This is a genomic window from Acinetobacter sp. YH12251 (assembly GCF_013417465.1).
In the GTDB taxonomy this organism is placed as follows: domain Bacteria; phylum Pseudomonadota; class Gammaproteobacteria; order Pseudomonadales; family Moraxellaceae; genus Acinetobacter; species Acinetobacter amyesii.
In genome coordinates this window covers 352770-378522 of the sequence record NZ_VPDZ01000002.1, presented here as the reverse complement: position 1 = coordinate 378522, position 25753 = coordinate 352770, and the positions used below count along the sequence as shown (strand labels likewise).

Annotated in this window: 23 protein-coding genes; 8 read left to right on the top strand and 15 right to left on the bottom strand. The window is 40.1% G+C overall.

Features of this window, described 5'->3' with window-relative positions:
- Positions 1-84: 84 nt before the first annotated feature.
- The 3 genes from FTV27_RS02525 to FTV27_RS02515 form a co-directional block, all read right to left on the bottom strand.
- Complete coding sequence (locus FTV27_RS02525) at positions 85-1371, bottom strand: serine hydrolase (protein ID WP_180076984.1); 1287 nt, start codon at positions 1369-1371, stop codon at positions 85-87.
- Between the two features lie 75 nt (positions 1372-1446).
- Positions 1447-2301, bottom strand: a complete 855-nt coding sequence (locus FTV27_RS02520; protein WP_180076983.1) for a MaoC/PaaZ C-terminal domain-containing protein — start codon at positions 2299-2301, stop codon at positions 1447-1449.
- A gap of 168 nt (positions 2302-2469) precedes the next feature.
- A complete protein-coding gene (locus FTV27_RS02515; protein WP_180007894.1) occupies positions 2470-3861 on the bottom strand; it encodes a 3-oxoacyl-ACP reductase in 1392 nt (463 codons plus the stop codon).
- Between the two features lie 241 nt (positions 3862-4102).
- Between FTV27_RS02515 and FTV27_RS02510 the strand changes: the two genes are divergently transcribed.
- Positions 4103-5623, top strand: coding sequence for an acetyl-CoA C-acetyltransferase (locus FTV27_RS02510; protein WP_180076982.1), 1521 nt, complete (start codon positions 4103-4105; stop codon positions 5621-5623).
- Between the two features lie 55 nt (positions 5624-5678).
- Here the strand turns inward: FTV27_RS02510 and FTV27_RS02505 are convergent, their stop codons facing one another.
- Together FTV27_RS02505 and aceI are read right to left on the bottom strand one after the other, a co-directional pair.
- A complete protein-coding gene (locus FTV27_RS02505) occupies positions 5679-6824 on the bottom strand; it encodes an OmpW family protein (protein ID WP_180076981.1) in 1146 nt (381 codons plus the stop codon).
- 204 nt (positions 6825-7028) lie between these two features.
- Complete coding sequence (aceI, locus tag FTV27_RS02500) at positions 7029-7454, bottom strand: chlorhexidine efflux PACE transporter AceI (RefSeq protein WP_078191799.1); 426 nt, start codon at positions 7452-7454, stop codon at positions 7029-7031.
- A 117-nt stretch (positions 7455-7571) separates the two neighbouring features.
- Here aceI and FTV27_RS02495 point away from each other — a divergent pair, with 117 nt between their 5' ends.
- From FTV27_RS02495 to FTV27_RS02480, 4 genes are all read left to right on the top strand, one after another.
- Complete coding sequence (locus tag FTV27_RS02495) at positions 7572-8462, top strand: LysR family transcriptional regulator (protein WP_180076980.1); 891 nt, start codon at positions 7572-7574, stop codon at positions 8460-8462.
- Between the two features lie 89 nt (positions 8463-8551).
- Positions 8552-9541: a transaldolase gene (gene tal / locus FTV27_RS02490; RefSeq protein WP_180076979.1), complete on the top strand. Its 990-nt coding sequence runs from the start codon at positions 8552-8554 to the stop codon at positions 9539-9541.
- 72 nt (positions 9542-9613) lie between these two features.
- Positions 9614-10264 (top strand): leucine efflux protein LeuE, encoded by a 651-nt coding sequence (gene leuE / locus FTV27_RS02485; protein ID WP_180076978.1) that lies wholly within the window; start codon positions 9614-9616, stop codon positions 10262-10264.
- Positions 10265-10518: 254 nt separating this feature from the next.
- A complete protein-coding gene (locus FTV27_RS02480) occupies positions 10519-11688 on the top strand; it encodes a benzoate/H(+) symporter BenE family transporter (protein WP_180076977.1) in 1170 nt (389 codons plus the stop codon).
- A 330-nt stretch (positions 11689-12018) separates the two neighbouring features.
- Here the strand turns inward: FTV27_RS02480 and FTV27_RS02475 are convergent, their stop codons facing one another.
- The 3 genes from FTV27_RS02475 to FTV27_RS02465 form a co-directional block, all read right to left on the bottom strand.
- Positions 12019-12579, bottom strand: coding sequence for a TetR/AcrR family transcriptional regulator (locus FTV27_RS02475; protein WP_180007888.1), 561 nt, complete (start codon positions 12577-12579; stop codon positions 12019-12021).
- 1 nt (position 12580) lies between these two features.
- Complete coding sequence (locus tag FTV27_RS02470) at positions 12581-12925, bottom strand: SMR family transporter (RefSeq protein WP_078188613.1); 345 nt, start codon at positions 12923-12925, stop codon at positions 12581-12583.
- A gap of 81 nt (positions 12926-13006) precedes the next feature.
- The gene (locus tag FTV27_RS02465) at positions 13007-14014 is read right to left on the bottom strand and encodes an alpha/beta hydrolase (protein ID WP_180076976.1); all 1008 of its coding nucleotides are present in this window, start codon (positions 14012-14014) and stop codon (positions 13007-13009) included.
- A gap of 311 nt (positions 14015-14325) precedes the next feature.
- Here FTV27_RS02465 and FTV27_RS02460 point away from each other — a divergent pair, with 311 nt between their 5' ends.
- The gene (locus tag FTV27_RS02460) at positions 14326-14769 is read left to right on the top strand and encodes a universal stress protein (protein WP_078191806.1); all 444 of its coding nucleotides are present in this window, start codon (positions 14326-14328) and stop codon (positions 14767-14769) included.
- A gap of 141 nt (positions 14770-14910) precedes the next feature.
- On the top strand, positions 14911-15357 hold the full coding sequence (locus tag FTV27_RS02455) for a universal stress protein (RefSeq protein ID WP_078188616.1): 447 nt from the start codon (positions 14911-14913) through the stop codon (positions 15355-15357).
- Positions 15358-15405: 48 nt separating this feature from the next.
- Here FTV27_RS02455 and FTV27_RS02450 read toward each other — a convergent pair whose 3' ends face one another.
- The 5 genes from FTV27_RS02450 to FTV27_RS02430 all read right to left on the bottom strand — a co-directional run bounded on the left by FTV27_RS02450 (position 15406) and on the right by FTV27_RS02430 (position 21241).
- Positions 15406-16434: a DUF1311 domain-containing protein gene (locus tag FTV27_RS02450; protein WP_180076975.1), complete on the bottom strand. Its 1029-nt coding sequence runs from the start codon at positions 16432-16434 to the stop codon at positions 15406-15408.
- 121 nt (positions 16435-16555) lie between these two features.
- Positions 16556-18031, bottom strand: a complete 1476-nt coding sequence (locus FTV27_RS02445; RefSeq protein WP_180076974.1) for an OmpA family protein — start codon at positions 18029-18031, stop codon at positions 16556-16558.
- A gap of 221 nt (positions 18032-18252) precedes the next feature.
- A complete protein-coding gene (locus FTV27_RS02440) occupies positions 18253-19488 on the bottom strand; it encodes a dihydroorotase (RefSeq protein ID WP_111884257.1) in 1236 nt (411 codons plus the stop codon).
- 9 nt (positions 19489-19497) lie between these two features.
- A complete protein-coding gene (locus FTV27_RS02435; protein ID WP_078188620.1) occupies positions 19498-20514 on the bottom strand; it encodes an aspartate carbamoyltransferase catalytic subunit in 1017 nt (338 codons plus the stop codon).
- A 370-nt stretch (positions 20515-20884) separates the two neighbouring features.
- The gene (locus FTV27_RS02430) at positions 20885-21241 is read right to left on the bottom strand and encodes a hypothetical protein (protein ID WP_180076973.1); all 357 of its coding nucleotides are present in this window, start codon (positions 21239-21241) and stop codon (positions 20885-20887) included.
- 221 nt (positions 21242-21462) lie between these two features.
- Between FTV27_RS02430 and rlmKL the strand changes: the two genes are divergently transcribed.
- The gene (gene rlmKL / locus FTV27_RS02425; protein ID WP_180076972.1) at positions 21463-23667 is read left to right on the top strand and encodes a bifunctional 23S rRNA (guanine(2069)-N(7))-methyltransferase RlmK/23S rRNA (guanine(2445)-N(2))-methyltransferase RlmL; all 2205 of its coding nucleotides are present in this window, start codon (positions 21463-21465) and stop codon (positions 23665-23667) included.
- 41 nt (positions 23668-23708) lie between these two features.
- On the opposite strand, the gene FTV27_RS02420 is transcribed toward rlmKL, so the two are convergent.
- On the bottom strand, positions 23709-24176 hold the full coding sequence (locus FTV27_RS02420) for a hypothetical protein (RefSeq protein ID WP_180076971.1): 468 nt from the start codon (positions 24174-24176) through the stop codon (positions 23709-23711).
- Between the two features lie 189 nt (positions 24177-24365).
- Positions 24366-25667: a DUF945 family protein gene (locus tag FTV27_RS02415; protein ID WP_180076970.1), complete on the bottom strand. Its 1302-nt coding sequence runs from the start codon at positions 25665-25667 to the stop codon at positions 24366-24368.
- Positions 25668-25753 lie beyond the last annotated feature (86 nt).

The window sequence follows — 25753 nt, the reverse complement described above, 5'->3', positions numbered from 1 at the left end:
AGGGATATCACAGCAGTCTAAAACTGCGAGGGAAAATAGCATATTTTTCACATTTCCCCAATTTCTGTTCTATTCCGAAGTATCTTAAATCCAGCCTTTACGACCTTTTAATACTTTATCTGCACAGCGTAAGGTTTCTTGAGTTAGGCCCCATAAACGATAATCGCCGGTGATTGAACCCGTCGCAAAGTTATGTGTATAAGCAAAACTTAAATCACGCTGCGGATCACACCAGGCCCCAGAACCATTAAAACCAATATGTCCAAAACCTTCAGTAGATTTACCTAAAGTTAAAATTCGATGATATCCCAAACGCCAATTCATCGGTAAAGGCATAATACGATCACGTTTTTTATATTGAATTTTACTTAAAGATTCAAAAACTTGTGGTGTGATTAAGGTCTGTCCTCGCCACTGGCCATGATTGGCTAGCATTGCATAGATTTTCGCTAAACTATTAGCACTAAATACGCCTGTTGCCGCAGGAATAATGGCTTGCAAACCCTCATCACTAAAAAATGAAAACTTGCGCATTCCTTTTGGAATCATACCATCTTGAAAGTCTTGCAAATTTTGTCCTGAAATTTGCAGGAGCTGATCAAAGATTGACGGTTTTCGTGTCTCGGTCTTTTTTTTCGTTGTCTGCGCTTGGGTATTTTCTTGAACAGAAGCATCTATAGTGCGTTCTTCTTTTTTCTTTTTCGGAATCAAGCGTGCAACCTTACCAAGTTGATGCTCTGGTACACCAAAAAAAGCATGATCCAACTCTAAAGGTTCAACCAAATACTGTTGCATCAATTCTGTAAGCGGTCGACCTGTGGCCTTTTCAAGTACACCACCGACTTGCCAACCGAAGGTTAACGGTTGATATGCTGCATCAGTTGATGGCTCAAAACGTGGCTTAGCTTGTTCGATGACTTTAAGCATATGTGACCAATCAGCCATTTCAGATGCTGTTTGAATGATATTACGAATATCGTATAAACCACTCTGATGACTCAGCATGTGCCTTAATGTGATATCCGACTTACCATTTTGAGCAAACTCCGGCCAATATACGGCAACGGGAGTATCGTAATCTAGAAAGCCTTCGCTCACTAAGATATGTGCAAGCGTTGCAAGTACACCTTTACCCGTGGAATAACAGACCGAGGGCGTATTGGACTGCCAAGCTTCTTCGGCTGACTTTTTACCGGTCCAAATATCCACGACTTTTTGACCTTTAAAATACACCACTAAGGCGGCTCCGCCTAAGTGGGTTCGAGCATCCTGCATACGGCTAAATTGCGCCGCCAAATCTTGAAACGCCTCGTCAACCGTACCTTGATAATTATTCTTCTGTGCAAATAGATATTCTTTGAGCGCCTGCATCATCATTCCTTTGAATATGAATCGCTTGAGATTAAAACAAAAAAGCCTAAACCGATATCGATTTAGGCTTAAATCTTACAGTGCTTTCACACTTCCCGCGACATGCGGTTTTTTGTTTTTGCTATTTCGAATTGCAAACTCGGTATCTTGTCCAGTTTGAGCCGTTAAAAACTCAACTTGTGATGGGAGATACATCGGCAGTTTAAACCAGACATCTGCTTCATAGGCATCTGGCAAAGTTAAGCTCGACAAGGCTTTGGCTTTACTCCACATACCATGTGCAATGGCTTGTTTAAAACCAAACGCTTTAGCTGTCACAGCATGAATATGAATCAAGTTAAAGTCACCAGAAGTCAACGCATAACGGCGACCGGTATTTTCAGAAACATTCCATTCAGCTTGAACTTGCAACTCAGCTGACTTTGTTTCGGTAGATTTTGCCGCAGCTTTGTTCTCGGTTTTTTGACGTGCTAAATACGTGGTTAATGATTCTACAACCACTTCATCGCCCACTTTTGCAGTGGTAATAAAGTCAAATTGCACGCCTTTATCATGTGGCTGTAATTCACCAAATTTGCATGACAATGACAGTGTTTCATTTACACCAACTTTGCGATATTGCTTCACTTGGTTACGAATATGTACCAAACCTAAGATCGCAAATGGAAAAGCTTCCGTAGTCATCATATGCATTTGCAAACTTTGAGAAAGCACAGCCAAATACATCGCTGGGATATAACCATTGTTTTTAAAGCCACAGACTTCGTTATAAGCTTTTAAATGTTTTTGATCGACCTTAAATGAATCCACCACATATTCAACTTGCGGCAGCACTTTTTCAGCTTTAGGCTTTTTAAAAATCAAGCCTTGAATCACTTTTGGATAGGCTAAATAAGGTTTTGGAAGTTGACTAAAATGGCGAGTATTCATACTAAACCTTTGGAAGTTTTTATTTCAATGTTTTAAAAGCATCTTCTCTTGCGCCATATATAGCTCAAGGAGAAGGCTAGAATGAGGGTTAGACCCATTCATTTATAGCAAATTTTTACCTCTCCCTAGCCCTCTCCTAAAAGGAGAGGGAATTTTAAGAGGAATGTATTAAGCCCCTAACAAGCTTTGACCACACACACGTACCACATTACCGTTCAAGCCTGTCGATGCAGTTGAAGCAAACATCGCAATCGTTTCTGCAACGTCTACAGGTAAACCACCTTGACTCATCGAGTTCATACGACGACCTGCTTCACGGATTGCAAATGGAATCGCAGCAGTCATTTGCGTTTCAATAAAGCCTGGAGCAACAGCATTAATGGTTACGCCATTTTTCAATAATGGAGCAGTAAATTTAACCACACCAATCACACCAGCTTTAGAAGCAGCATAGTTGGTTTGACCTAAGTTACCTGCAATACCTGAAATAGAAGATACGCAAACAATACGACCATTTGCATTAAAACCATCATTTTCAAGAAGGTAATCATTTACACGCTCAATCGCAGACAAGTTAATGTTAATCACCAAGTCCCAAAGCTCAGGCTTCATATTGGCCAAAGTTTTGTCACGGGTAATTCCGGCATTGTGCACGATGATATCCAAACCACCTTGGGCAGCTGCCGCAGCTTTGATTTTTTCACCTGCATCGCTTGCAGTAATATCAATCGCTAGCGTAGAACCGCCAATTTCACCTGCAACACGGTCAAGGTCTGCTTGCTGCTGTGGAACGTCTAAACAAATGACATGCGCGCCATCACGTGACAAGACATGTGCAATTGCTTCACCAATACCACGGCTTGCACCTGTTACAACAGCTGTTTTGCCTGCAAGCGGCTTATTCCAATCAACATCCACAACATCTGCTTTCGAAACACGAATTACTTGACCAGATACATAAGCTGAACGTGGTGAAATAACAAAACGCAGCGCAGACTCTAAGTTTGCTTCAGCACCTTCGTCCACATAAACTAATTGTGCTGCAATCCCTTTCTTAAACTCTTTACCCACTGATTTTACAAAACCTTCTAATGCACGTTGTGCAATGGCTTGTTTCACAGTTTTCGCAGTCTCTGGTGTTGTACCAACAACGACAACGCGACCAGACGCCTGAATTTGACGTGCGATTGGGTTAAAAAATGCATATAAGGCATGCAGTTGTTCTGAGTTTTGAATACCTGAAGCATCAAATACCACAACTTTAAACTTAGACTCTTTATCGCCTTCATTAAATGCACTTAGGTTTAAACCAGACTTGGCAGCAGCTTGTTGTAATTCAGCATTATTGCCTGCATAGCTATTGGCATGAATATTTGCCAAGACTTGTGCAATAGCACCAGATAATGTTGAAGCAGGCGCTGCACCGAATAAAACCGCACCTTTAACGACAGGTGTTGCAGACTCAAAACGCTCTAAAAAAGTCGGTGATGGTAAACCTAAATTTTTGATGACAAATTTACCAATAGGAGATTTTGCAAATGTTTGGTATTGATCAGTCATGTTTATTATCTCTCATACAGATTAATTTTTGATGGATCTGAAGATATCCCTTTAACTTCAAGATGATGTCAGATACTTATATTTCAATAGTTCCATCAGTTTCCATGGAATCATACTTGAGTTAAACCGCAGATGGCTTGACCTGAATGCTTTAGCGAATGTCATTTTAGTCAATTTACCCCTTTGGTGAATATGCTAATGTAGCCGTCAAGAAGATCATCAACATGCTTGGAAAAGCCTTATGAGCAAAACAACTCAAGAAAATCCAGCAGTCGAAAGTCCGACTACGGAAACTGTGTCAAATACATCAAAGAGTACGCCGCGTACCGCTAAAAGTACGGGCACAGCAACCAAGTCTACAAGTGATGCCGCTAAAATAAGCCGTCCTCGTCGTGTATCTACACGTACTAAGACACCCGCTTCAAACCCTAAAACAGCTTCAAAATCAACAACTCAAACGTCTGTTCAACAGGATAATACCATGAGTCAAAACACAGTTCGCCGCGTTGCTATTATCGGTGGTAATCGTATTCCTTTCGCTCGTTCTAACGGCGCTTACTTCACTGCATCGAACAGCGATATGTTCACAGCTGCATTAAATGGTCTTGTTGAACGTTTCAACCTTCAAGGTCAACGCCTTGGTGAAGTTGTTGCTGGTGCCGTGTTAAAACATAGTCGTGACTTTAACATGACCCGTGAGTGTGTACTCAATACCGAACTTGCTCCTGAAACACCTGCTTACGATATTCAACAAGCATGTGGTACAGGTTTACAAGCAGCTTTCTTGGTTGCTAATAAAATCGCATTGGGTCAAATCGAAGTGGGTGTTGCTGGTGGTGTAGACACAACCTCTGATGCACCGATCGCTTTTGGTGATGGTTTACGTAAAGCACTACTTGAACTGAACATCGCAAAAACAGGTAAAGATCGCCTTAAAGCATTAACTAAAATTAATGTTAAAGATTTGATGGATGCACCGAAGAACGGTGAACCACGTACAGGTCTTTCTATGGGTGACCATCAAGCAATTACAACGCTTGAATGGGGTATCTCTCGTGAAGCGCAAGATGAACTTGCTGCATCTTCGCATCAAAAAATGGCAGCTGCTTATGAAGAAGGTTTCTTCGATGACCTTATTACGCCATTCCTTGGTTTAGAGCGTGACAACAACTTACGTGCAGACTCATCAGTAGAAAAACTTGCGAAGTTAAAACCAGCGTTTGGGAAAGGCGATGCACGTACGATGACTGCGGGTAACTCGACTCCACTGACTGATGGTGCGTCATGTGTCCTTCTTGCATCAGAAGAATGGGCAAAAGCAAACGGTCACGAAGTTCTTGCTTATTTAACTTTCCAAGAAACAGCGGCGGTTGACTTTGTAGAGAAAAAAGAAGGCTTATTGATGGCGCCAGCGTATGCAGTACCTCGTATGCTAGAACGTGCAGGTATTACGCTACAAGATTTCGATTACTATGAAATTCATGAAGCGTTTGCATCTCAAGTATTGTCTACACTGAAAGCATGGGAAGATCCTAAATTCTGTAAAGAACGTTTAGGCTTAGATGCACCATTGGGTTCAATTGATCGTTCTAAATTGAACGTGAAAGGTTCATCTCTTGCTGCAGGTCACCCATTTGCTGCAACTGGCGGTCGTATTATCGCAACTGCTGCAAAACTATTGAACCAAAAAGGTTCAGGCCGTGTACTTGTATCGATCTGTGCTGCGGGTGGTCAAGGCGTAACAGCGATTATTGAAAAATAATTAATCTGCACTATAAAAAAACCGCTCATATGAGCGGTTTTTTTATACCTATACATTAGAAGCGGTAACCCACACCCAAATAAGTAATTAATGGATCAATATCCACTTTTGTAGATGAATGAATCATCTGTTGCCCAGTCGTTTCATTCAAAACTTTAATCGTTGCCTGATTATTAAGTTTTGCATATGACACTGATGCAACACCATACCAGCTAGGAGTAATGTCATAGGTAAAACCAGCGGTTACAATTGGTGCGATAGCCGTATCGGTATCTACATCAACTTTCATGCGATAGGCATCACCATTCGCATCAGTACTCACTTTACGATCTAGAGCTGCGCCACCTTTTCCATCTAACATATTTTGGATCATATGACCCGCCACTTGTAGATCTGCCTCAATGCCTTTATCTAATTTAATTTCGTTAAAGTAAGCATACATAATGCCCGCCCCTACATATGGACGGAACTTATTCACACCTGATTTTCCGAATTGATACTGAACTTCAAGCGCCGGTGTCCAAGCACGCGCTGTAGAAGCTTTTTTACGTGCCCCAAGATTGGTAATTTCAATAGCTTGTGCTAATTCAAACTCAGATATACCCGCTATCTGTAATATAGAAGTTGGTGGCAATATTGCAGTTCCAGATAATGGTGCATTAATAATACCCACACCTTTAATATCGACTTTAGGTGGAATCCCGCCAATCATCTGTAATGAAACATTATCATTAATATAATAATTAAATGTTAAACCTAAAGTATCTACATCATCTGCTTCTAAGCCTGTACCCTGATTAGTCCATTGATCAAGCCCTCTAATTTCAGCATCTCCTGATTCTGTAGCAACTAGATTACCATCCTCATCCAAAAAACCCAGTGCATACCAATCATCAGGCTGGTCTAGCATTTCCTCAAATACTGGAAATAATATGTCTTTGCCTGTCATACCCTCTGGTAAACCTGGAACTTGTGCATCCCCATCTATTGATCCGAGTAATGAACCTAGAGAAATAGTACCAACAGGAATTGTAGTCACTGGAGATACAGCAGTACGAATATTAAAAGGATTCGCCTTGCCTTGCGGCATCACATGCATCCAACCCGCAGATACAGAAAAACGTTTAAAGTTACCATCTGCAAATGTAAATTGTGTAAGCCCAAGTAAAACAACAGGTGTGACAATTTTTATCAATTTCATATGCTAACTCCTTGTCTTGCATATTTTTTTAATTAAATCCTAAAAACATTCTTTGTTCTTATATTTAAAAGTTATGTAATTATTATAATTTTTTATAGTTATATTATGTTTTTATATATTGTTATTTGTAAATTTTTGCACTATTTTAATGCAAAAAAGGCCTGTACTTATCAATACAGGCCAATGTGATTTTCTTATTGAAATTTAACGATATTGTGGTTGGTAACCTAGGTACGCTTCGATCTGGTCATAGCACCATTGGAAAATAAATGTGTAGACTAAAATACACATGGTCATACTAAAATCGAGCAAAATCGCCTGCCATAAGGTCATATGCATGGCATAAGCCACCATTGGGATGGTTGCAAGCATTAAGCCGCCCTCAAATCCAATCGCATGCAAAACACGTACACCAAAGGTTCTTTTTAACTTTCTTTTTGCTTCAAATTTTTCAAAATAATGATTAAAAATCATGTTCCAAATCACAGAAGTGACCGCCATCGCAATACCTAGCGTACCTGTCACCTCCATCGGAACTTTAAAAATAAAACTTAAAGCAATAGCAATGATCACCAATAGGATGATCTCATAGCTTAGCGCATGAATAATCCTTCTCTTGGAAATCGTCATTTTGAAACACTCTATTATTTGTAAAAAACTTATTTTATTTTTATATTATTGATTAATCGAGTTAGGTTCTTTCAATATTATTGAAAGGTTGTATTCCTTTATTTTTTCTGTATGCACATGAATATTAATCAAGAACAACTGATGATTTTTAAAATAGTCATGGAAACAGGATCATTTTCCGCAGCTGCCAGACAACTCGGCAAAGTACCTTCGGCTGTCAGCATGTCCATTGCGAATTTCGAAATTGATCTCAACCTTAAACTGTTTGAGCGCGTTGGTCGTGAGCCTGTGCCCACCGCTCAAGCGCTTAACCTGTATGAAAAAACTGAACAATTATTGATAGAAATCAATCAGTGGAAACAGCATGCGATTGCGCTGAGTCATGGTTTAGAGTCTTCACTGAATATCGTGGTGGTATCAGAACTGCTTCATACGCAGTGGACCGACTATATCTCTTTGCTAGAAACTCATTTTCCATCTTTGCAAATCAATATTTTTTCTGCGCCTCAAGAAGATGCCCAAAAGATGCTATTACAAGGTCAAGCGCAGCTTGCTCTAATGTTTGAACGTGAACAGCTTGAGAGCTATGAACAATTTGTCGAATTGAAGCGTGAAGCATTGGCTCCTGTTGCTGCGACAAAACATGCCCTGTCGAAATTTAAGCAAGTCAGTTTTGAGCAAATTTTGCAAAGCCGGCAAATCGTGGTTGCAAGTCGTGATAAAAGCATCAAACCAGAGTTGTTATTTTCCAAACACAGTTGGCGTACAGATAACCACCACTCAGCTTGTTCGATGATTATTCAAGGTTTGGGCTGGGGTGTGCTTCCATTAGAGATGTTTAATGAAAATCCGACGCTCAAAGATCAACTCAAAATTTTAAGCTTTCAAGATTTCACACCCAAATTTGAATATTTCGTCGACTTGGTCTGGAACCGTGAAAAACCACTCGGCTCGGCTGCTCATTTTTTGATTAATCACATCCGAAATTCACGAAAAACTACGATTTAGAGCACCTAATTAGGCGGTTTTTGGTTGGGTTCTAAACAGATTGTGTTATAAAAGTATGTACACCAAGAACATTAAGAACTAGATTTCAAATGACTCAAAATGCGTTAAACCAATTAAAAAGCCTAACAACGATTGTTGCTGACAGCAGTGATTTAGCTGCGATTAATACATTCCGTCCATTGGATGCGACCACAAATCCATCTTTAATTACAGCAGCGGCAAATCAACCTGAAAATAAAGAACTGATTGAAAGTGCTTTTGAACAAGCGCGTAAAGAAGGTTATCAAAACGATGAGCTGGTTGAGCGCACTATCGATATCCTTACGGTCAAATTTGGTGTAGAAATTTTAAAATTGATCGAAGGACGTGTCTCTACAGAAGTCGATGCAGCCTTGTCCTATGATACTAATGCCACCATTGCAAAAGCTAAAGAGTTATTGGCTTTATATGCACAGTATGGTATCGATCAAAACCGTATCTTAATTAAAATTGCCTCAACGTGGGAAGGCATTCAAGCCGCTAAAGCCCTTGAAGCTGAAGGCATTCACTGTAATCTGACTCTGTTGTTTGGTTTGCATCAAGCTCAAGCCTGTGCAGATGCTCAAGTCACGCTGATTTCGCCATTTGTCGGCCGTATTTTAGATTGGTACAAAAAAGCTGAAAATGTGGATAGCTACCCGATTGAGAAAGATCCAGGCGTGTTATCAGTTAAGCAGATTTACCACTACTATAAACAACATGACATCAAAACTGAAATTATGGGTGCTAGCTTCCGTAGTATTGATCAAGTGCTCGGCTTAGCAGGATGTGATTTATTGACAGTTTCACCAAATTTATTGGCAGAACTGGAAAAAGATCAGCGTACCGTTGAAGTGCAACTGTCTAATCATCATGCACATGCACACTGTCAACACGACATACAAGTGCTCGACAAGCAAACTTTCAAAGCTGAAATTGAAAAAGACTTAATGTCTTTCCAACTATTACAAGGCGGTATTGATGGTTTTATTAAAGCACGTGAGCAATTAAGTAGCTTACTGCGTCAAACTTTTGGCTTAGATGCTGAAATAAAAGCATAAATTAGAAATTTTCAGTTTCATCTAGAACCGAAGTTGTATACTACAGCCTCGGTTTTTATTAGAGTGTCTTCAGTGTTTGGAATCACAGACTTAACGACCTTTATTATTGGTACGATATTAATTGTGATTTTACCCGGGCCAAATTCACTTTATGTCATGTCTGTTGCTTCTCGCTATGGCATTAAGGTCGGCTATTTAGGCGCTTTTGGCGTTTATACTGGCGATTTGATCTTAATCTTACTCACTGCTCTCGGCGCTGCATCCTTACTTCATGCCTTCCCTTGGTTATTCTTATTATTAAAAATTGTGGGTGCGCTGTATTTAAGTTATTTAGGTATCAAACTTTTCAAGGCTGCCTACCAAACTTGGAATGCCGTTCAAACGCCAGAACAACTCGACACCAAACAACTGAGTTTGAGCGAACTGAAACCGTTTAAGACTGCATTAACCATCAGTATTTTAAACCCTAAAGCCATTCTTTTTTACTTATCGTTCTTTGTACAATTCGTCGATCCTGCATATCCATATCCTGCGATTACATTCACCACACTCGCGATCGTGCTGCAAATTATCAGTATGAGCTATTTAACGATTTTGATCTTTTCGGGTGCAAAACTGGCCACCTATTTTAGCCATCGTTATAAATTTACGGCATGCTGCGTGGCAGCGGTTGGTCTTCTATTTTGTGGATTTGGTCTAAAGCTTGCGACATCTACCATGTAACCGACATGGGCAAAGTATTTCTGTTTTTTTACTTAAAAATCTATATGCCTTTAAACTTTTGAATGGTTTAAACATCCACAATGTGGGTTGTCGATTCGTTCTATTAAAGTGCTGTTTGTTAAAGTGTCGTTTGTGAATAAATAAAGTATTTCCATAATATCTCGATGAGCACTTTTACTGTACAGGACTTGAGCGTATCATCCTGAAAAATGTCATCTTAAATCTGCGCCAACAATAGTCATAGCTCGATCAGTATGCAAAAACTACTCCAAGACTTTTCCATTCCAGCTGCTTTTGCAGGTTTTATTACGTTCTTAGTCGGGATCAGTGTCTCGGCTGTTTTGGTGATCCAATCTGCACAACTGCTCGGTGCCAACACTGCAGAAATCACCTCTTGGTTTTGGGCTCTAGGTTTGGGTATCGGCTTAAGCGGGCTGATTCTGTCTTGGAAATTTAAATATCCCGTTGCGACTTCATGGTCCACTGCAGGACTGGCACTGATTTTAGCGACTGCAAATGGTTACAGCATGAACGCCGCCCTAGGTGCTTTCTTGGTCTGTGGCCTATTGACAGCAGTACTCGGATTTTTAGGCATTTTTGAAAAAATACTGCGCTATATCCCGCAAAGTCTCACCAGTGCAATGTTGGCGGGCGTACTTCTAAAATTCGGTATTGAATTATTTGTCAGTTTACAAAATGAATGGGCATTCGTTCTGGGTTTACTCGCGGCTTATGTCATCAGTAAACGACTGTTACCACGTTATAGCATTGTCATTACGGTGATCATTGGCATCATGCTTTGCCCATTATTACTTGGTTTTCAATTACCGGCGCTTAATTTAGAACTCGCACAGCCTGTTTGGGTTACACCTGAATTTTCGATCTCAGCAATACTGGGTTTAGCGCTACCACTCTTTGTAATCAATATGGCCTCTCAGTATTTACCGGGTTTAGCCATGATTAAAAGTTATGGTTATCAACCCCACGTCAATCAACTGATCGGTTGGACTGGGACAGCCCAAACGCTACTCGCGCCATTTGGATGTTTTAGTGTCAATATTGCTGCGATTAGTGCTGCCATCAGTCTAGATGACCAAGCCCACCCCGATGAGAAAAAGCGCTATATCGCAGGTATGACCTGTGGCTTCTTTTATATTTTGATGGGCTTGTTTGCAGCCACTTTAGTGAGTTTCTTAACCGCTTTCCCATTGGTATTTATTACCGCTTTAGCAGGCATTGCCCTACTAGGCACCATTGGACACAACATCGTCATTGCTTTCCAAGAAGCGAGTGAACGTGACGCTGCTCTACTCACCTTCTTGTTTAGTGCATCGGGCGTACAATTTTTTGGTATTGGTTCCGCGTTTTGGGGGTTGGTCTTTGGTTTAGTCGTACATGCTATTTTCAAATATAAGAGAAATTAAGCCCTCAGTTAAATAATTTGCTTCAAATAAAAGAATGATACGCGGTAACGTCATCCGCAAGTGTTTGATATAGGACTATTTCTAATCAAAAATATTTTTGCGGTACTTTGAATAATTAAACACTAGTGAACAAGTTTTGCGGTGAGGAGCAATGCTCCGCAAGATGGTTTCCTTACGAAGCACGCTTCTCATTTTACCTAAACAAAAGCATCTCCAGCCGAAGGCTAATCCCTTTATTCAATCCCTAGATGTAAGACTCTGTCGAATAGACTTAAAAATCATTTTAAAAATGCGTAATTACTTTTACGTATTTAAAATCAGTTATTTAATCTATTTCGCTCGATACGTTCGGGCGATTAATTCTTGTTTTAATAATTGGGTTTCGATTTCGTCTTCCACTTCTGTAAAAGCGGTGAGCCAAATACCATCGGCTGCATAACGAACAATTTTCAGCTCTATATCCGAATCTGTCTGATGATGACGCTCTAAACGTGAGTTCATCCATTCGATCCAATATTCATTAAAAGTTTTATCTGTCAGCATGGTCATCGAAATCGCGGACCAAGACTGTTGCAAACCCATGATTTGTTTCTCTAAGGTAATTTCAATATAGGCTCGGGTAAAACGACCGTATGGCTCAGGGTCTTCGTCAATTAATCGATCTACGACTTCGTCTAATTGAGCCAAAAGCATGACGATCATGGACTCTAAGAGCTTTTGTTTGTTTGAAAAATGATGAAATACACCGCCTTTTGTGACCCCAACTAAATCCGCAACGGCTTGAATCGACACCCCGTTGACACCTTTATCTGCAGCAAGACGGATTGCATGCTGCAAAATACTCTGGCGTATCAGTTGAGGTTCTTTCTTGCGCTGATGCGGATTATCCATACTAGTGTCCAGCAGAAGTTGAAAACAGGTTAATTACGACCACACCTGAAACAATCAGGCCTATCCCTAACATGGCTGGGAGGTCTAAACTTTGACGAAAGATAAAGTAGCCAATTAGTGCAGTTAAAACAATACCAACACCCGCCCAAATGGCATAAGCAATACCAAGTGGTATGACTTTAATCACCTGAGACAATAAATAAAATGCCAAACAGAATAAAACTGCGACAGCCAATGAAGGCGCAAGTTTGGTAAAGCCTTCTGACTTCACCAAAAATGTCGAACCAATTACTTCTGAGATAATCGCCAATGACAGTAAGCCATAAGCTAAAGTGACCGAATTCATTAATCATTCCAAAATAAACATACCAACTGGTAGGTATGTTATTAAGTTAGAGATTATTCTGCAAGCATTTTAAGCCTATTTTTAATTTTTAACGGACTGTACGTGTTGTTGCAAAAATTCTAAAGTGCGATCAAAGGTCTGCTGGCTGGCCTTTTTACTCATCATAAATTGATATTCATGTACCAAATATTCTTTCGAATCTGGATAAAATACCGCCGTCACAGGTACATTATTTGCCTGCAATTTTTCTACAAAAGGCTCAGATTGCGTTTTGGTTAAAAAATCTTTATTGCCACCGCTGATAAATACTGGCGGATAATTTGCATTAATATTTGAGGCCGTTGAAATACGCGTTAAAAACTCGGCATCATCTTTTTTGTCTCCGGTATACGCCTGAACCAAGTTATAGACGCCCCACTCGATCAGTCCAATCTCGTCGGGTGCAGTATTTACAAAGCTGTTTAAATCATAAATACCACAATGTAAAATCAGTCCTTTAAGCTGTGAAGGCTTTAATACAGGTTGAATCTTTGACGCTTGCGCAAAATCTGGATTTGTAACCAAAGTTGCATAATGACTAGCCATATTTGCACCTGCAGAATCCCCTGCCAAATACATATTTTGCGAATCAATGCCATATTGTGCCGCATGTAGATTCAAAAACGTCAGTGCTGCATCTATTTGGTTGAGCTGTGCAGGATAAATGGCTTCAGGTGCAAACTGATATTGAACAGAAACCACGTTATAGCCTTGGGCTGCGAGCCGTTTAAAATATCCACCTGCATGCTCTTTTGAACCTGAGACCCAACCGCCCCCGTGGATCCAAACAATCGTTGGTCTTGGTGCAATCGCCATACTAGTTTCAGGTTGATAGATATCCAAGTTTAAATTTGGATTTTGTAGATATTGAATATTTGACTGCACAATAACATTGTCAGGTGCATGTAAGTTGATAAAGGTCTTTTGAACTTGTGTCGATAAGTTAAATGCGCCTGCAATCACTTTAGTACTGCTTTGCGTGTTTTGACAACCAGACAAATGCAACACTGAACACATGCTGAGTACAACCAACCCTACTTTATATGACATATCTAACTATCCAATCGCATCAATTCTGTTATAAATCTTAGATTTAAAACTGTATATAGTTTAGGCTTATTTTTATAAAGTTCAAATTGATCTTTTAGGCTAAAAACCCGAGAAAATTAGTCGATTTTATTTTAATAATTTTTGAGCAAAGTCCGAGTTTTCCACTCAGATTTATTTGACGACTTATCGACATTAATTTATGTAATTTTATGAATTTACAATATTTTTTAGATTAATAAATTGAACCATGCACGACAATGTGTTATCAATAATCTATAGGGTTTAAAAGCAAAATTACAGGAGATTGTTCCATGTCATATCAAAACATTTTAGTACCTGTCGATGGTTCAGAAATCTCGTTTTCTGCAGTTAAAAAAGCTGCAATTATTGCCAAGGCATTTAACAGCCAACTCACTTTAATCAGCCTTGTTGCTGAAGACCCATTTACCGATGCAGACTTCTATTATTCTTCATCAATCATGAAAGAATATTTCGTACAAGCTTATGCAAATGCAGAATCTGCTTTGAAAGAAGCTGTGCAAATTACAACTGAAGTGGGTGTAGAAGCACAAAGTAAGATTATTAAAGGCCAAGTTTCTGCTGAAGGTGTAGTAGAAGCAGCCAATGAAGTCAAAGCTGATTTGATCGTGATGGGTTCGCATGGTCGCAAAGGCTTTAAGAAAATGCTGCTCGGCAGCTTCGCACAAGATGTACTCAGTAATACTGAATTACCTGTGTTGGTTGTAAAAGCTTAAGATGACTAAGCCCACATCATGTGGGCTTTTTTCTATTCAGCACACCCTTCACCCATAGGCTTACCCTTTTGTCTAATTCATACAATATCGTGAATAGAGCAAGATTAGATTGATAACATTTAAAATATTAAGGAAGCAGATATGAGTCAATATCAACAAATTTTAGTCCCTGTGGATGAATCTCCAATTTCATATTCTGCTGTTGAACATGCGCTCAGCTTGGCTAAAAGTCAAAATGCACAAGTGACCATTGTTAGTGTTGTTGCTGTGGATCCATTCGTTGGTGTCGATTTCTACGCTGTTGCACCTGCAATCACTGAATATTTTATGCAAGCTGAAAAAAGTGCTCAGCTGCGTTTAGAAGATATCAAACAAACCTTTGTACGTGATGGTATCGAAGTTAAAACTCGTTTGATTCATGGTGTATCGCCAACTGAAGGGATTTTACAAGTGGCTGATGAAATCTCTGCGGATTTAATCATCATGGGTTCACATGGACGCACAGGTTTGAAAAAAGCCATGCTAGGCAGCGTGGCACAAAATATTTTAACGCAGTGCCCAATTCCTGTTTTGATCATCAAGCAATAAACTAAGATTCAAAAAAAGCCCTTCATTGAGGGCTTTTCTTCTTTTAGATCAATTAAACACGTTATTTAAATACACAATTCGTTCTGTAGTTTTCTGATTAAAACATTTGGTATATTGCAACTCTTGATTTTGCGTATTCATCGCATCATCCCAGTATTGCGAATGCTTTTGATAAGTCTCTTTTTCACTTTCATTTAATGAATAAACACTTTTTTGTGCAAGCACTTTACAGTCGATATCACGCTTTTCAAACCAGTCTGCTTGATCTTGCTGTAACTGCGCCTTTTGTTCATCACTAAAACGATCCCAAGTCTGATTGAGACGATCCACCACTTTGGCATTATCCTGATCTAGCTCTTTCTTACGAATATCCATCGCCTTTTGTGCAAGGCTCATTTGTTGAGATTGACTCTCCATCCCTTGCTGATAGGATTCTTCGTCTCGCTTATTTTGAGCACTATATGCCGCATATAGCACCGCATGACGTGTCACTGTTACAACGCTATCAATTACGTCATTTTGACTTGGGACACTTAAACTTAAACCATCTTTGTCCGTTTTAGTGATGCTATAGCTAAAGTTCCCTTTAAGCTGATCATTGTCCATGCTTAAGCCTGACTCACCATCTTCGAGTGAATCATTCAAAGTATAATTACCACGTTCTTCACAGCCTTCGTCACATGGTCGTTCAGCATAGGCGTTTTCAGCACGCTTTTGTAATCCTTTCGGGAAAACCACCAACAATTGACTGCTACATTCCAATGTTTTGGCTTTATTAGGGTCTTCAGTTAAAGTCGTGACATTTTGAATGTTAAATTTTAGATTTTTTACAATCAGATCCATGAGTTGCTGATCGGCTTCATAATCGGACTGACGTATTTCTTTGTTTAATTCTTTGAGATATTCGTTTTTTAAATGATCTTGCAATTGGTCAATATTGGCTTGTGCAGTACAACTCCAATCTTCCAAAGCAGGCGCTTCCGTTTTGGCTTCAGTATCTTTTTTATTTTTAAAATTATCACAGCCGGATATCAATGCCGCAGACAACATGAGGCTCGTGATGACTATTTTTTTCATTGTATAAGTACCATTATGATTTTATTCTTCGCGCGTATTTTACTCAAAATTACAGCGCTTTGACGAGAAAAATCCCCGCATGTGCAGGGATTTTTTACATCTCATTTAATTTGGTGTGGTTTTAGTTGGTCTTTTCAGTCACGCCTTCACTGGTTACATCTCGTACTTTGCCATTCTCAGTATTTAAAACTTCAAACTCAATACGACGATTTTTGAATTGACCTTCTTTGGTGCTGTTTTCTGCTACCGGTTTTTCTTGACCATAACCCACCGCTTGAAGCTGTGCAGGATCAACGCCTTTCGACACCAAGTAATCCACCACAGCTTGTGCACGCTCTTGCGATAAAGCTTTATTCGCTTCCGCATTACCCACAGCATCGGTATGACCTTGTACAGTCAGATGTACTTCTGTAGCGCGCTGCAGCAATGCTGCCGCCTGATCCAAAATCGATTTATTTACGTCAGGAATATCAGATGAACCTGTCGCAAAATTAATAATTTGTAAGTTCAGCGCAGTCGCAACATCTAGCGCACGAACTTGTTCAGGGTTAATGCTCGCTAATGCTTTTTGTGCATCAGTAATACTGTTATCTACTGCTGTTTGTTCGCTCACGCCTTCTTGAACCAATACCGTCATATTTTTTGCTAAAGGCTTAATTTGATTGGCAAGGCTTTGAGCATCCGCAGGATTTTGCGACAAAATCGATAACTGATTTTCTGTCCAGGTTAAAGTGGTATTTGGCACACCTTTAAGTTTTTGCAGAACCGTTGGAATGGTATCTTGATCAATAAATTGAGTATGGTAACTGGCATCAGATGAAGCACCACAGCCCGTATTAAAGTTAAAGATCTGTTTGACTTGTTGCTGCAAAATTTCAAGATAATTTGAATCACCAGTTTGAATTTGACAGTTGGTTAACTGCCCATCTGTACCGGTGCTAAATTGCAAATGTGCTGGCTGAGATGCCGCAGGCTGTGCAACCGTTGTTGCAGAGGTGGTTGGTTCTTCTTTATTAGTACAGGACTTAAACCAAAATGCGATCAGACCTAATAATATAAGCAGCGCAATAATCGGCAATAACCAATTCGAGCGTTTTTCTTCAACAATAACAGGTGTTGGTTCAACAACAGGCGCTTGGTGTAATGTACGGCCAGCTGCAGTGTTTACCCCTAAACCTGCGAGTAAAGGCACTGCCCATTGTGGTAGTGCCGCCAAAATGCTATCTGCATGATTATTAAGTAAATGCGTGATTGCGACGGGATCAGATGAACCCGCTTCATTTTCAAGTGCCCCTAAAGTTGGAGCTATAGAGTGGTTTAAGGTTTGCTCTATTTCTGACGTTGTGGCCGTACCGCCACCGAGATGTTGCAAAAATTGATCTTTTAATGTGGGATTTGCTGAAAATATATCACTAATACGAGGGTTTAACTGTTTTTGAAAGGCATCAATAAATTCAGGTTTGGATCGAAAAATATTTAACAGGAATGGAATAAACTGGCTAATGGCTGAATTTTTTTCATTTAAGTGTTGTGTATCACCGTCCAGCACAATCGAGGAGACGTGCTGCTTAATCAGCGCTAATAAGTCTATATTCATATTTTTACTCCATGCAGTTGTCATTATTTTCATGTGTACTTTAGTTTATATGCTTATTTTTTGATCAAATGTAATAATTTGTTCGGACTTGTCAGCGCGTTAATTTCTTTTCTATTTTCAATCTATTAATTTCAATCCTCATAAAAAAAGCCAGCCGAAGCTGACTTTTAGATATCAAATTAAAATGCTAGGACTCAACATTTTCCATGTTGAGCTTCAGCTTAAACGGCATAAAAAGCTTGAAGCACTTTACCTTTAACGGTGTGCTGAATTAATGGTGTGTTCTTACCATTTGACACAATCGTGTCTTTATTGATGGTCCATTCAAGCTCTGGATCAACAAGTACCCAACCCGCTTCATCTGCCCAACGTTGTTGCATATTGGCTACTTTAGCAGGTGCGAGTGTGACTTTCTCAACCCATTCCAGTGGGCTTAATAGGCCTTCTTGAATCAATTGAATACCAAAAGGTACATAGGTATCAAATGCAGTAAAACCGGGCTGTGTTTCAGCAAATGGCGCCATTTTCGCAGAGCTGCTTAATGGCTCATGATGCGTACAAATTGCATCAATCACACCGTCTTTCACTGCTTGGCGGAGCAAGTCTTTATCTTGCTCAGAACGCAGCGGCGGACGCACATGCGCAAGTGAATTAAAGCCGTCGATCAACTGATCAGTTAAATGCAATTGGTGCATGGCTACATCGCAAGTCACCGGTAAGCCTTTTGCTTTGGCATGTTTAATCAATTCAACAGATGCGCCTGATGACAACAGACCAAAATGCGCACGCACTTTAGTGGCTTCAATCATCAGTAAATATTTTGCAATGGCTACGGTTTCCGCTAATGCAGGGATCATCGGTAAACCTTGACGAGATGCAACAAAGCCTTCATGCACACAGCCATCTTTGGCAATCTGAGGTTCTTCGGCATAGAACACAACGGTCATGTTCAGACCCGCAGCATATTCCAAAGTACGAATCACCACATCATCGTCCATAAATGGCGCATTAGCATTCGATACCGCAGTACAGCCACCTTTTTTCAAACCCGCCATATTCGCAGGCTGCTTGCCTAACAAGCCTTGAGTTTGCGCGCCAATCACCTGCAGATAAATACCGCCATCCAGCATGGCTTTTTCCACTAGGCCATGAATCAATGCACCATTGTCTTGCACAATCGGTTTAGAGTCAGGCGGGGTAAACACATGCAAAATACCATTCGCACGTGCAGCCTTACCTTCTGACTTTAAAGTGCCATGCTGTTGCTGACCCGGCTCTCGTAAACGCGCGCAAAGGTCAACCATACTTGGCATCAGCCATTTGCCTTGACCATCAATGGTTTCAGCGGCATTACTTTCGGCAACCAATCGGCCATTTTCAATATAAACTGTCTGTACGCTGTCAGTTTGATTGATTGGATCTAAGACACGTACATTTTCAACTTTAACAATACTCATGACTATCCCTTAAACCGCAATCGCTTCAATTAAACCTTTTTCTTGCAACTGACCTTGCATTGCCAAAGCCAGTACCGCCATACGTACCGCAATACCATTGGTCACCTGATGTAAAATCACCGACTGAGCACCATCGGCAATACTCGAGTCAATTTCAACACCGCGGTTCATTGGTCCCGGATGCATCACGATGCAGTCAGGTTTTGCCAAAGCCAAGCGCTCTTTATTCAAACCGTACATTTTGTAGAATTCGGCTTGAGATGACAGCGCAGGAGAATCAATACGTTCATTTTGAATACGTAAAGTAATAATCACGTCGCAGTCTTGAATGCCGGCTTCCATGTTGTTGAACAGACGAATGCCTTCGCCATAATCATCAAAACCGTAAGGCAGCAAAGTATTAGGCGCAATGACACGAATATCTTTACAGCCCAATGTTTGTAATGCAGCGACATCTGAACGGGCAACACGCGAATGCTTAATATCGCCAATGATGGCAATGGAAATGTCTTCAAAATTCTTTTTGGTTTCACGGCGAATCGTCAACATATCCAACATGGCTTGCGTAGGATGCGCATGACGGCCATCGCCTGCATTGATGATTGCCACATGTGGACAAACATCTTTGGCAATAAAGTGCGGCGCGCCTGACGATGAATGACGAACCACAAAAATGTCGGTCGCCATCGCTTCTAAATTCCACAAGGTATCACGCAGTGTCTCGCCTTTTGATGTACTTGAACGTGCAATATCAATGTTCAATACGTTTGCAGACAGACGTTTTGCTGCCGCTTCAAAAGTGGTACGGGTACGTGTTGAATTTTCAAAAAACAGGTTCATCACTGTACGACCTTCTAAAAGGTTATTCGTAATTAGCTGATTTTGGTCATTAAAAAAGGACTGTGCAGTGTCCAATATTTTTGTGAGAGTTTCTTTAGAAAGGCCTTCGATGGTGAGGAAATGTTTTAAGTTACCATCTTGGTTGAGTTGAATCTGGCTCGGTGTATGCAATGCCGCCAAGTGCATGAGAGATTCCTTATCGTTAAGTTAACGCATTATACAGAGAATCTTGGCAAATGGCAGTTGAAGTTTTCAACGTTCAATGCAAACGCATGATGTTATTCAAAATGAATTTTCAAATTCCTATCTATCATTTCAATTAGATAAATTAAACGTTTTAAATTAAACTTCACCTTTCCCCTTTTAAAAAGCCTTCAAATAGGGCTTTCATCTACCCTTATTTTTGATTGAATTGAATACTTTCAAACAGATAAAGTTCAGCTATAAACAGCCGCCTTCTGCGCAGTTAAACAACTATTGAAACATAGAAAGATGGTTGATACATCAGGCTGTGCGCAGCAAGAAAAATATACCTACTGCTCACAGCAGGATTGAATTAACGCAAGGCGCCGATATAACGATGTGCAACCTGTGCTTTATAGATATCTTCCGCAGTCGGTTCGCTCATTAAAATTTCTGCTGTTTCATGCGATACTGAGTTAACCATTGATTCTTCTGGTACTGAAACTGCAACTTCATGCAAATTCAACTCACTATATAAACGTGCAACTAAACGAGATAATTCAGGATCAGCCGTTTCCAAAGCCAAGTTAGAAACAAAGCGTGCGTATTCTGCGTTCTCTACCACATATAACGCGTCAATAACCCGACCTGACACACGACGTAAACGTGCATAGATTAAAGTGGCGATTGAAAATGCGTTTGATTGACTATTGATTGCCAGCCCTGTCATAAATACCCCTAATGATATCAATATTATAAAGATCGAATTTTGATCAGGGTTATAGCAATTTTTGTACCATTAAGTGATATTTCTCACAATGTACGCAGAATAAATTTGGTAAAGTCATTCAAATCTACCGATATTTCTCCCGTTTCAGCGCAATATCGTCCGCCCAAATCCACGAAAATACGTTAAAATATGCGATTGCTTTTTTGCCTTTGGAAATTTACATGAATTCGAAACCGCGTCTTTCTACATATTGGGTTACCTGTGCAGATGGACTGGAAACCTTACTCCGCGAGGAAATTGGAGGTTTAGGTGTTCAAAATATTGAACAGTTCCCGGGTCGTCTTGTATTCAAAGGCACACTTGAAGATGCATACCGTATTTGCATGTGGTCACGTTTGGCTTCACGTGTACTCACCCCGATTCATACACATGAATTAGAGTTCACGCATGATGCACGCGATGTAGCGGAAGAGCTCTATGAAGGTGCAATAAACTTTGACTGGTCACTTATTTTTGCACCACAAAGTACATTTGCCGTTCGTTTACATATTGAACGTGACATCAAAGTCAATTCTCAGTTCGCAACTTTACGTGTCAAAGATGGTGTGGTCGATTCCTTTATGGAAGCTGTGGGCAAACGTCCTAGCATTGACATTAAGCAACCTGAAATTACGTTGTATGTTTTAGCTGGCAAAACTGAACATACTTATTGCTTAGATTTATCAGGTGATTCTCTACATAAACGCGGCTACCGTCGCTATATGACAGATGCACCGATTAAAGAAAACCTAGCGGCTGCCATCTTACAGAAAGCAAAACTTAAACAGCATCAACCCGATATTATTTTGGACCCAATGTGTGGTTCAGGGACATTTATCATTGAATCATTAATGATTTTGACTGACCGCGCGCCAGGCCTTGTTCGTCGTTTTGGTTTTAATGGTTGGAATGGTCATGACCATGAACTTTGGATGTCGATCAAAGGCGAAGCTGCTGAACGTCATAAAGCCGCACTTGAAAACCCACTCCCACAATTCTATGCATTTGATGCAGACTGGGAAGCGGTAAAAGCGACCAAACAAAATATTATTGCTGCAGGTTTCGAATCTGTACTTGATCAAATTAAAATTGAAGAACGTACACTTGCAGACTGGCCAGATTTCCAAGCAACAGGTAAGAAAAGCTTTGTTGTCACTAACCCACCATACGGCGAGCGTTTAGGTGATAAAGCCTCTAACCGTGCACTGTATTTAGGTCTATCGGCATTATTACAAAAGAACTTCCCAAATCAGCCTGCTGCGATTATTGCAGCACAAGTTGAACAGGCCGATGTCCTTGCCTTTAATGATCCACAAATTTTGCGTTTGATGAATGGTAAGCTCCCAATTTACGTCCGTTTTGGTACAGTCAAACCTGCGGCAGTTCAAAAGCCTTTCCTAGAGCATTGGGAACCGCAACAATTTGAAAAAATTGAAGGTGCAGAAGACTTTACTAACCGTCTGCAAAAAAACATGCAGAATCTTAAAAAATGGGCAGTCAAAGAAAATATTTTCTGCCTACGTTTATATGATGCCGATTTGCCAGACTTTAATGTCGCGGTCGATTTGTATGGTGATCGTTTACACGTACAAGAATATGCACCACCGAAAAAAATTGACCCTGAAAAAGCCAAAAAACGCTTTAACCTAGCACTGCAAGCGATTCGTGCAGTGACAGGCTTAGGTCGTGATGCGATTTTCATTAAAACACGTGCTCGCCAAGAAGGTAAAAATCAGTACACCAAACAAAGTACTGCGTCTAAACGTTTTATCGTTCAAGAAGGCAAAGCTAAGATTTTGGTGAACTTAACAGACTACCTCGATACAGGTCTGTTCCTCGACCATCGTCAAATGCGTCTACGTATTGCCAAAGAAGCCAAAGGTAAACACTTCCTCAACTTATATAGTTACACCTCTACAGCGAGCTTACATGCAGCGCTTGGCGGTGCAGCAAGTACGACTAGTGTCGATTTGTCAAATACCTACCTAAACTGGTCTAAAGAGAACTTTGTACTGAATGGTTTGACTGTAGATCATGCAGATGAACAACATCAGTTCTTCTCTAGTGACTGTTTTGAATGGTTAAAAGAAGGTCACGAGCAATATGACCTGATCTTTATTGACCCACCAACCTTCTCAAACTCTAAAAAGTTCTATGGTACGTTTGATGTCCAACGCGACCATATGTCTTTACTTAAACGTGCCATGAACCGTTTAACCACTGACGGTACGCTTTACTTCTCAAACAACTACCGTGGTTTTGAGATGGACGATGTGATCATGGCAATGTTTGATGTTGAAGAAATCAGCAATGAAACCATTGGTCTAGACTTTAAACGTAACAGCAAAATTCATCGTGCATGGAAAATCACTCATCCACAAATCTAAGGTTTGACTTTAGAAATTCCTGATCTATGAAATGAAGCACGTCAGTGCTTCATTTCAACCACAACGCCATCTGGATACGTTACTCGAATATTTTCGTGGCGCTCTTGCAGCACAATACGGTTAATCGGTGCCACTTCTGGAGATTGTATTAACCCGACCTGATCCGCTGCCCTTTTCTTTTGAAGCAAATAATCACTCATGGTTGAGCCTTCAAGCTGGGTTTCTTGAATGATCTTATTATTACGATTAGATTTATGATTTGAATTTTTCTGCTGCTCTTCTTTGGGTTTAGCTGCTTCACTCTCAATAATATCTAAGGTTTCTTCACTAAACTGTTTTTTACCTTGCGTTTCATTCGACAAACGTTGATCGGAAATTGAAGTACCCGCAAAAGCTATAGACTGAACAGCAATTAAAAAAATGCTACTAACAAGACTTTGTTTTACCCAAGAACATTTAGGCATGGATGAATGAACAAGTTTCCGTCTAAAAAAATAATCGTGTGACATGGTGTCTTTCCTATTGTTGTTTTGATTGGCTAGTTGCACATTGACGCTAGCAACTTTTCAACTGTTCAACAATGGCTAGGCCGCTGTGTTCCGATAAACTGAAAATCATAATTCTGTAGCCAAAAATACAAAACCGCCAATCTATGACGGTTTTATATTTTTTAAACTTAACTACTCACTACTGGTTGCTTATTTCTTTTGTATAGCTTGACCAAAAAGCTTTTGACCGAACTTATATTGCATACTCATGACCATATTATTGCCATCGCGCTTGCCTTGCCCTGATGTTTCAAAACCTGCAAACATGGCTTCGGCTTCCTGTCCTGACAAACTTTTGCCTTGTAATTGCAAAAAGTTATTCATGATTGCAGTCATCATATTTTTATCAAAACTTAAGTCTGCTTGAAAATCTAGTAAGCTCGGCACCATTTTAATAAAAGACTCCATTGAGGCATGGTGACCCGGCATGACTTTCCCCACGACATTTGCAGAGGCTTTACCTCCACCAATACTGATCGAGTTATCTTTAGATTCAAAATCAAAACCTTGGCTTGCGATTGCTAAGAATGCTTGAGTCATTTCTTCACTTGATTCACCCACTGCATCGCATGAATTTTCCACCTGATGCAAAAGTTCACTAAATGCACGAACTTTATCTAGATTAACTTTATGCAATGCCAAATTCAGTGCGAAATCTTTAGTGACCGGTGAACCTGGGAAATCCATCTCATCAGCTTTTAAGTAGCCTTCAAAGTCCACATCATGTTTATTTAGTTCGGTCTCCCAACGCAATTGCATACCACGCATACCGCCTGAGAACTTTTGATCTAAACGTTTGATAGAACCCGCTTGAATTTCAACAAAACCATTTTCAAGATTTTTCTGATTTAAACCTTGATTGGTCTTCATCGAAAAATTTTGCACCATGGTTTGCATTGGACCTTCACTCAACAGAACCACAGGTAAATGGATTGAAAGCTCAGATACCTTAGTGGCTTGCCCCGGTAGACTACTGATCCGAATTTGCAATTGGCTGGCATCAGCTTGTACCGTTGCACCTTGTGCAGTCGTTTTAAATGCAGGAATCTGTAGATCTGTTTTACTTTGACCAATCCAATTGACCAACGTTTTTGCCGTTAAGACCGTACCAAAAAGCTTGGCATATTCAGACGTACTTTGTTGTTGAACAATCTTAAAGTTCGAGTTGATGTTATAACCTTTCAACCCACGTTGAATCTGATCGGTACCCTTCAATACGATCACTTCTTTGGGTTTACACGGGTCTGTTTTCAGCGTTAATACCCAATCGACCGTTCCGCCCATCAAGCCCATTTGATAATTGCTGTACTTCACATCAACATCTTGTACAGCTGCTGACCAATTATTCTGTGTATAAAATTGGGCAAGAGATTTATCTGCATATAAATTTCCTCCCACCACAGCTGCTGAAAGCACCGCTAAACTGCCAATTCCCCACATCAATTTTGACATGTCTTTCTCATTCTGATTATTCTTTGCGCAGTATACTGAAGAACTCAGTTACATAAGTACACAATTAGAATGATATTAAATGATTG

Bases quoted from the DNA above. Each gene is read 5' to 3' on its own strand.
- FTV27_RS02525 (WP_180076984.1), bottom strand. From the start codon at position 1,371: ATGCAGGCGCTCAAAGAATATCTATTTGCACAGAAGAATAATTATCAA.
- FTV27_RS02520 (WP_180076983.1), bottom strand. From the start codon at position 2,301: ATGAATACTCGCCATTTTAGTCAACTTCCAAAACCTTATTTAGCCTAT.
- FTV27_RS02515 (WP_180007894.1), bottom strand. From the start codon at position 3,861: ATGACTGATCAATACCAAACATTTGCAAAATCTCCTATTGGTAAATTT.
- FTV27_RS02510 (WP_180076982.1), top strand. From the start codon at position 4,103: ATGAGCAAAACAACTCAAGAAAATCCAGCAGTCGAAAGTCCGACTACG.
- FTV27_RS02505 (WP_180076981.1), bottom strand. From the start codon at position 6,824: ATGAAATTGATAAAAATTGTCACACCTGTTGTTTTACTTGGGCTTACA.
- aceI (WP_078191799.1), bottom strand. From the start codon at position 7,454: ATGACGATTTCCAAGAGAAGGATTATTCATGCGCTAAGCTATGAGATC.
- FTV27_RS02495 (WP_180076980.1), top strand. From the start codon at position 7,572: ATGAATATTAATCAAGAACAACTGATGATTTTTAAAATAGTCATGGAA.
- tal (WP_180076979.1), top strand. From the start codon at position 8,552: ATGACTCAAAATGCGTTAAACCAATTAAAAAGCCTAACAACGATTGTT.
- FTV27_RS02480 (WP_180076977.1), top strand. From the start codon at position 10,519: ATGCAAAAACTACTCCAAGACTTTTCCATTCCAGCTGCTTTTGCAGGT.
- FTV27_RS02475 (WP_180007888.1), bottom strand. From the start codon at position 12,579: ATGGATAATCCGCATCAGCGCAAGAAAGAACCTCAACTGATACGCCAG.
- FTV27_RS02470 (WP_078188613.1), bottom strand. From the start codon at position 12,925: ATGAATTCGGTCACTTTAGCTTATGGCTTACTGTCATTGGCGATTATC.
- FTV27_RS02465 (WP_180076976.1), bottom strand. From the start codon at position 14,014: ATGTCATATAAAGTAGGGTTGGTTGTACTCAGCATGTGTTCAGTGTTG.
- FTV27_RS02460 (WP_078191806.1), top strand. From the start codon at position 14,326: ATGTCATATCAAAACATTTTAGTACCTGTCGATGGTTCAGAAATCTCG.
- FTV27_RS02455 (WP_078188616.1), top strand. From the start codon at position 14,911: ATGAGTCAATATCAACAAATTTTAGTCCCTGTGGATGAATCTCCAATT.
- FTV27_RS02450 (WP_180076975.1), bottom strand. From the start codon at position 16,434: ATGAAAAAAATAGTCATCACGAGCCTCATGTTGTCTGCGGCATTGATA.
- FTV27_RS02445 (WP_180076974.1), bottom strand. From the start codon at position 18,031: ATGAATATAGACTTATTAGCGCTGATTAAGCAGCACGTCTCCTCGATT.
- FTV27_RS02440 (WP_111884257.1), bottom strand. From the start codon at position 19,488: ATGAGTATTGTTAAAGTTGAAAATGTACGTGTCTTAGATCCAATCAAT.
- FTV27_RS02435 (WP_078188620.1), bottom strand. From the start codon at position 20,514: ATGCACTTGGCGGCATTGCATACACCGAGCCAGATTCAACTCAACCAA.
- FTV27_RS02430 (WP_180076973.1), bottom strand. From the start codon at position 21,241: ATGACAGGGCTGGCAATCAATAGTCAATCAAACGCATTTTCAATCGCC.
- rlmKL (WP_180076972.1), top strand. From the start codon at position 21,463: ATGAATTCGAAACCGCGTCTTTCTACATATTGGGTTACCTGTGCAGAT.
- FTV27_RS02420 (WP_180076971.1), bottom strand. From the start codon at position 24,176: ATGTCACACGATTATTTTTTTAGACGGAAACTTGTTCATTCATCCATG.
- FTV27_RS02415 (WP_180076970.1), bottom strand. From the start codon at position 25,667: ATGTCAAAATTGATGTGGGGAATTGGCAGTTTAGCGGTGCTTTCAGCA.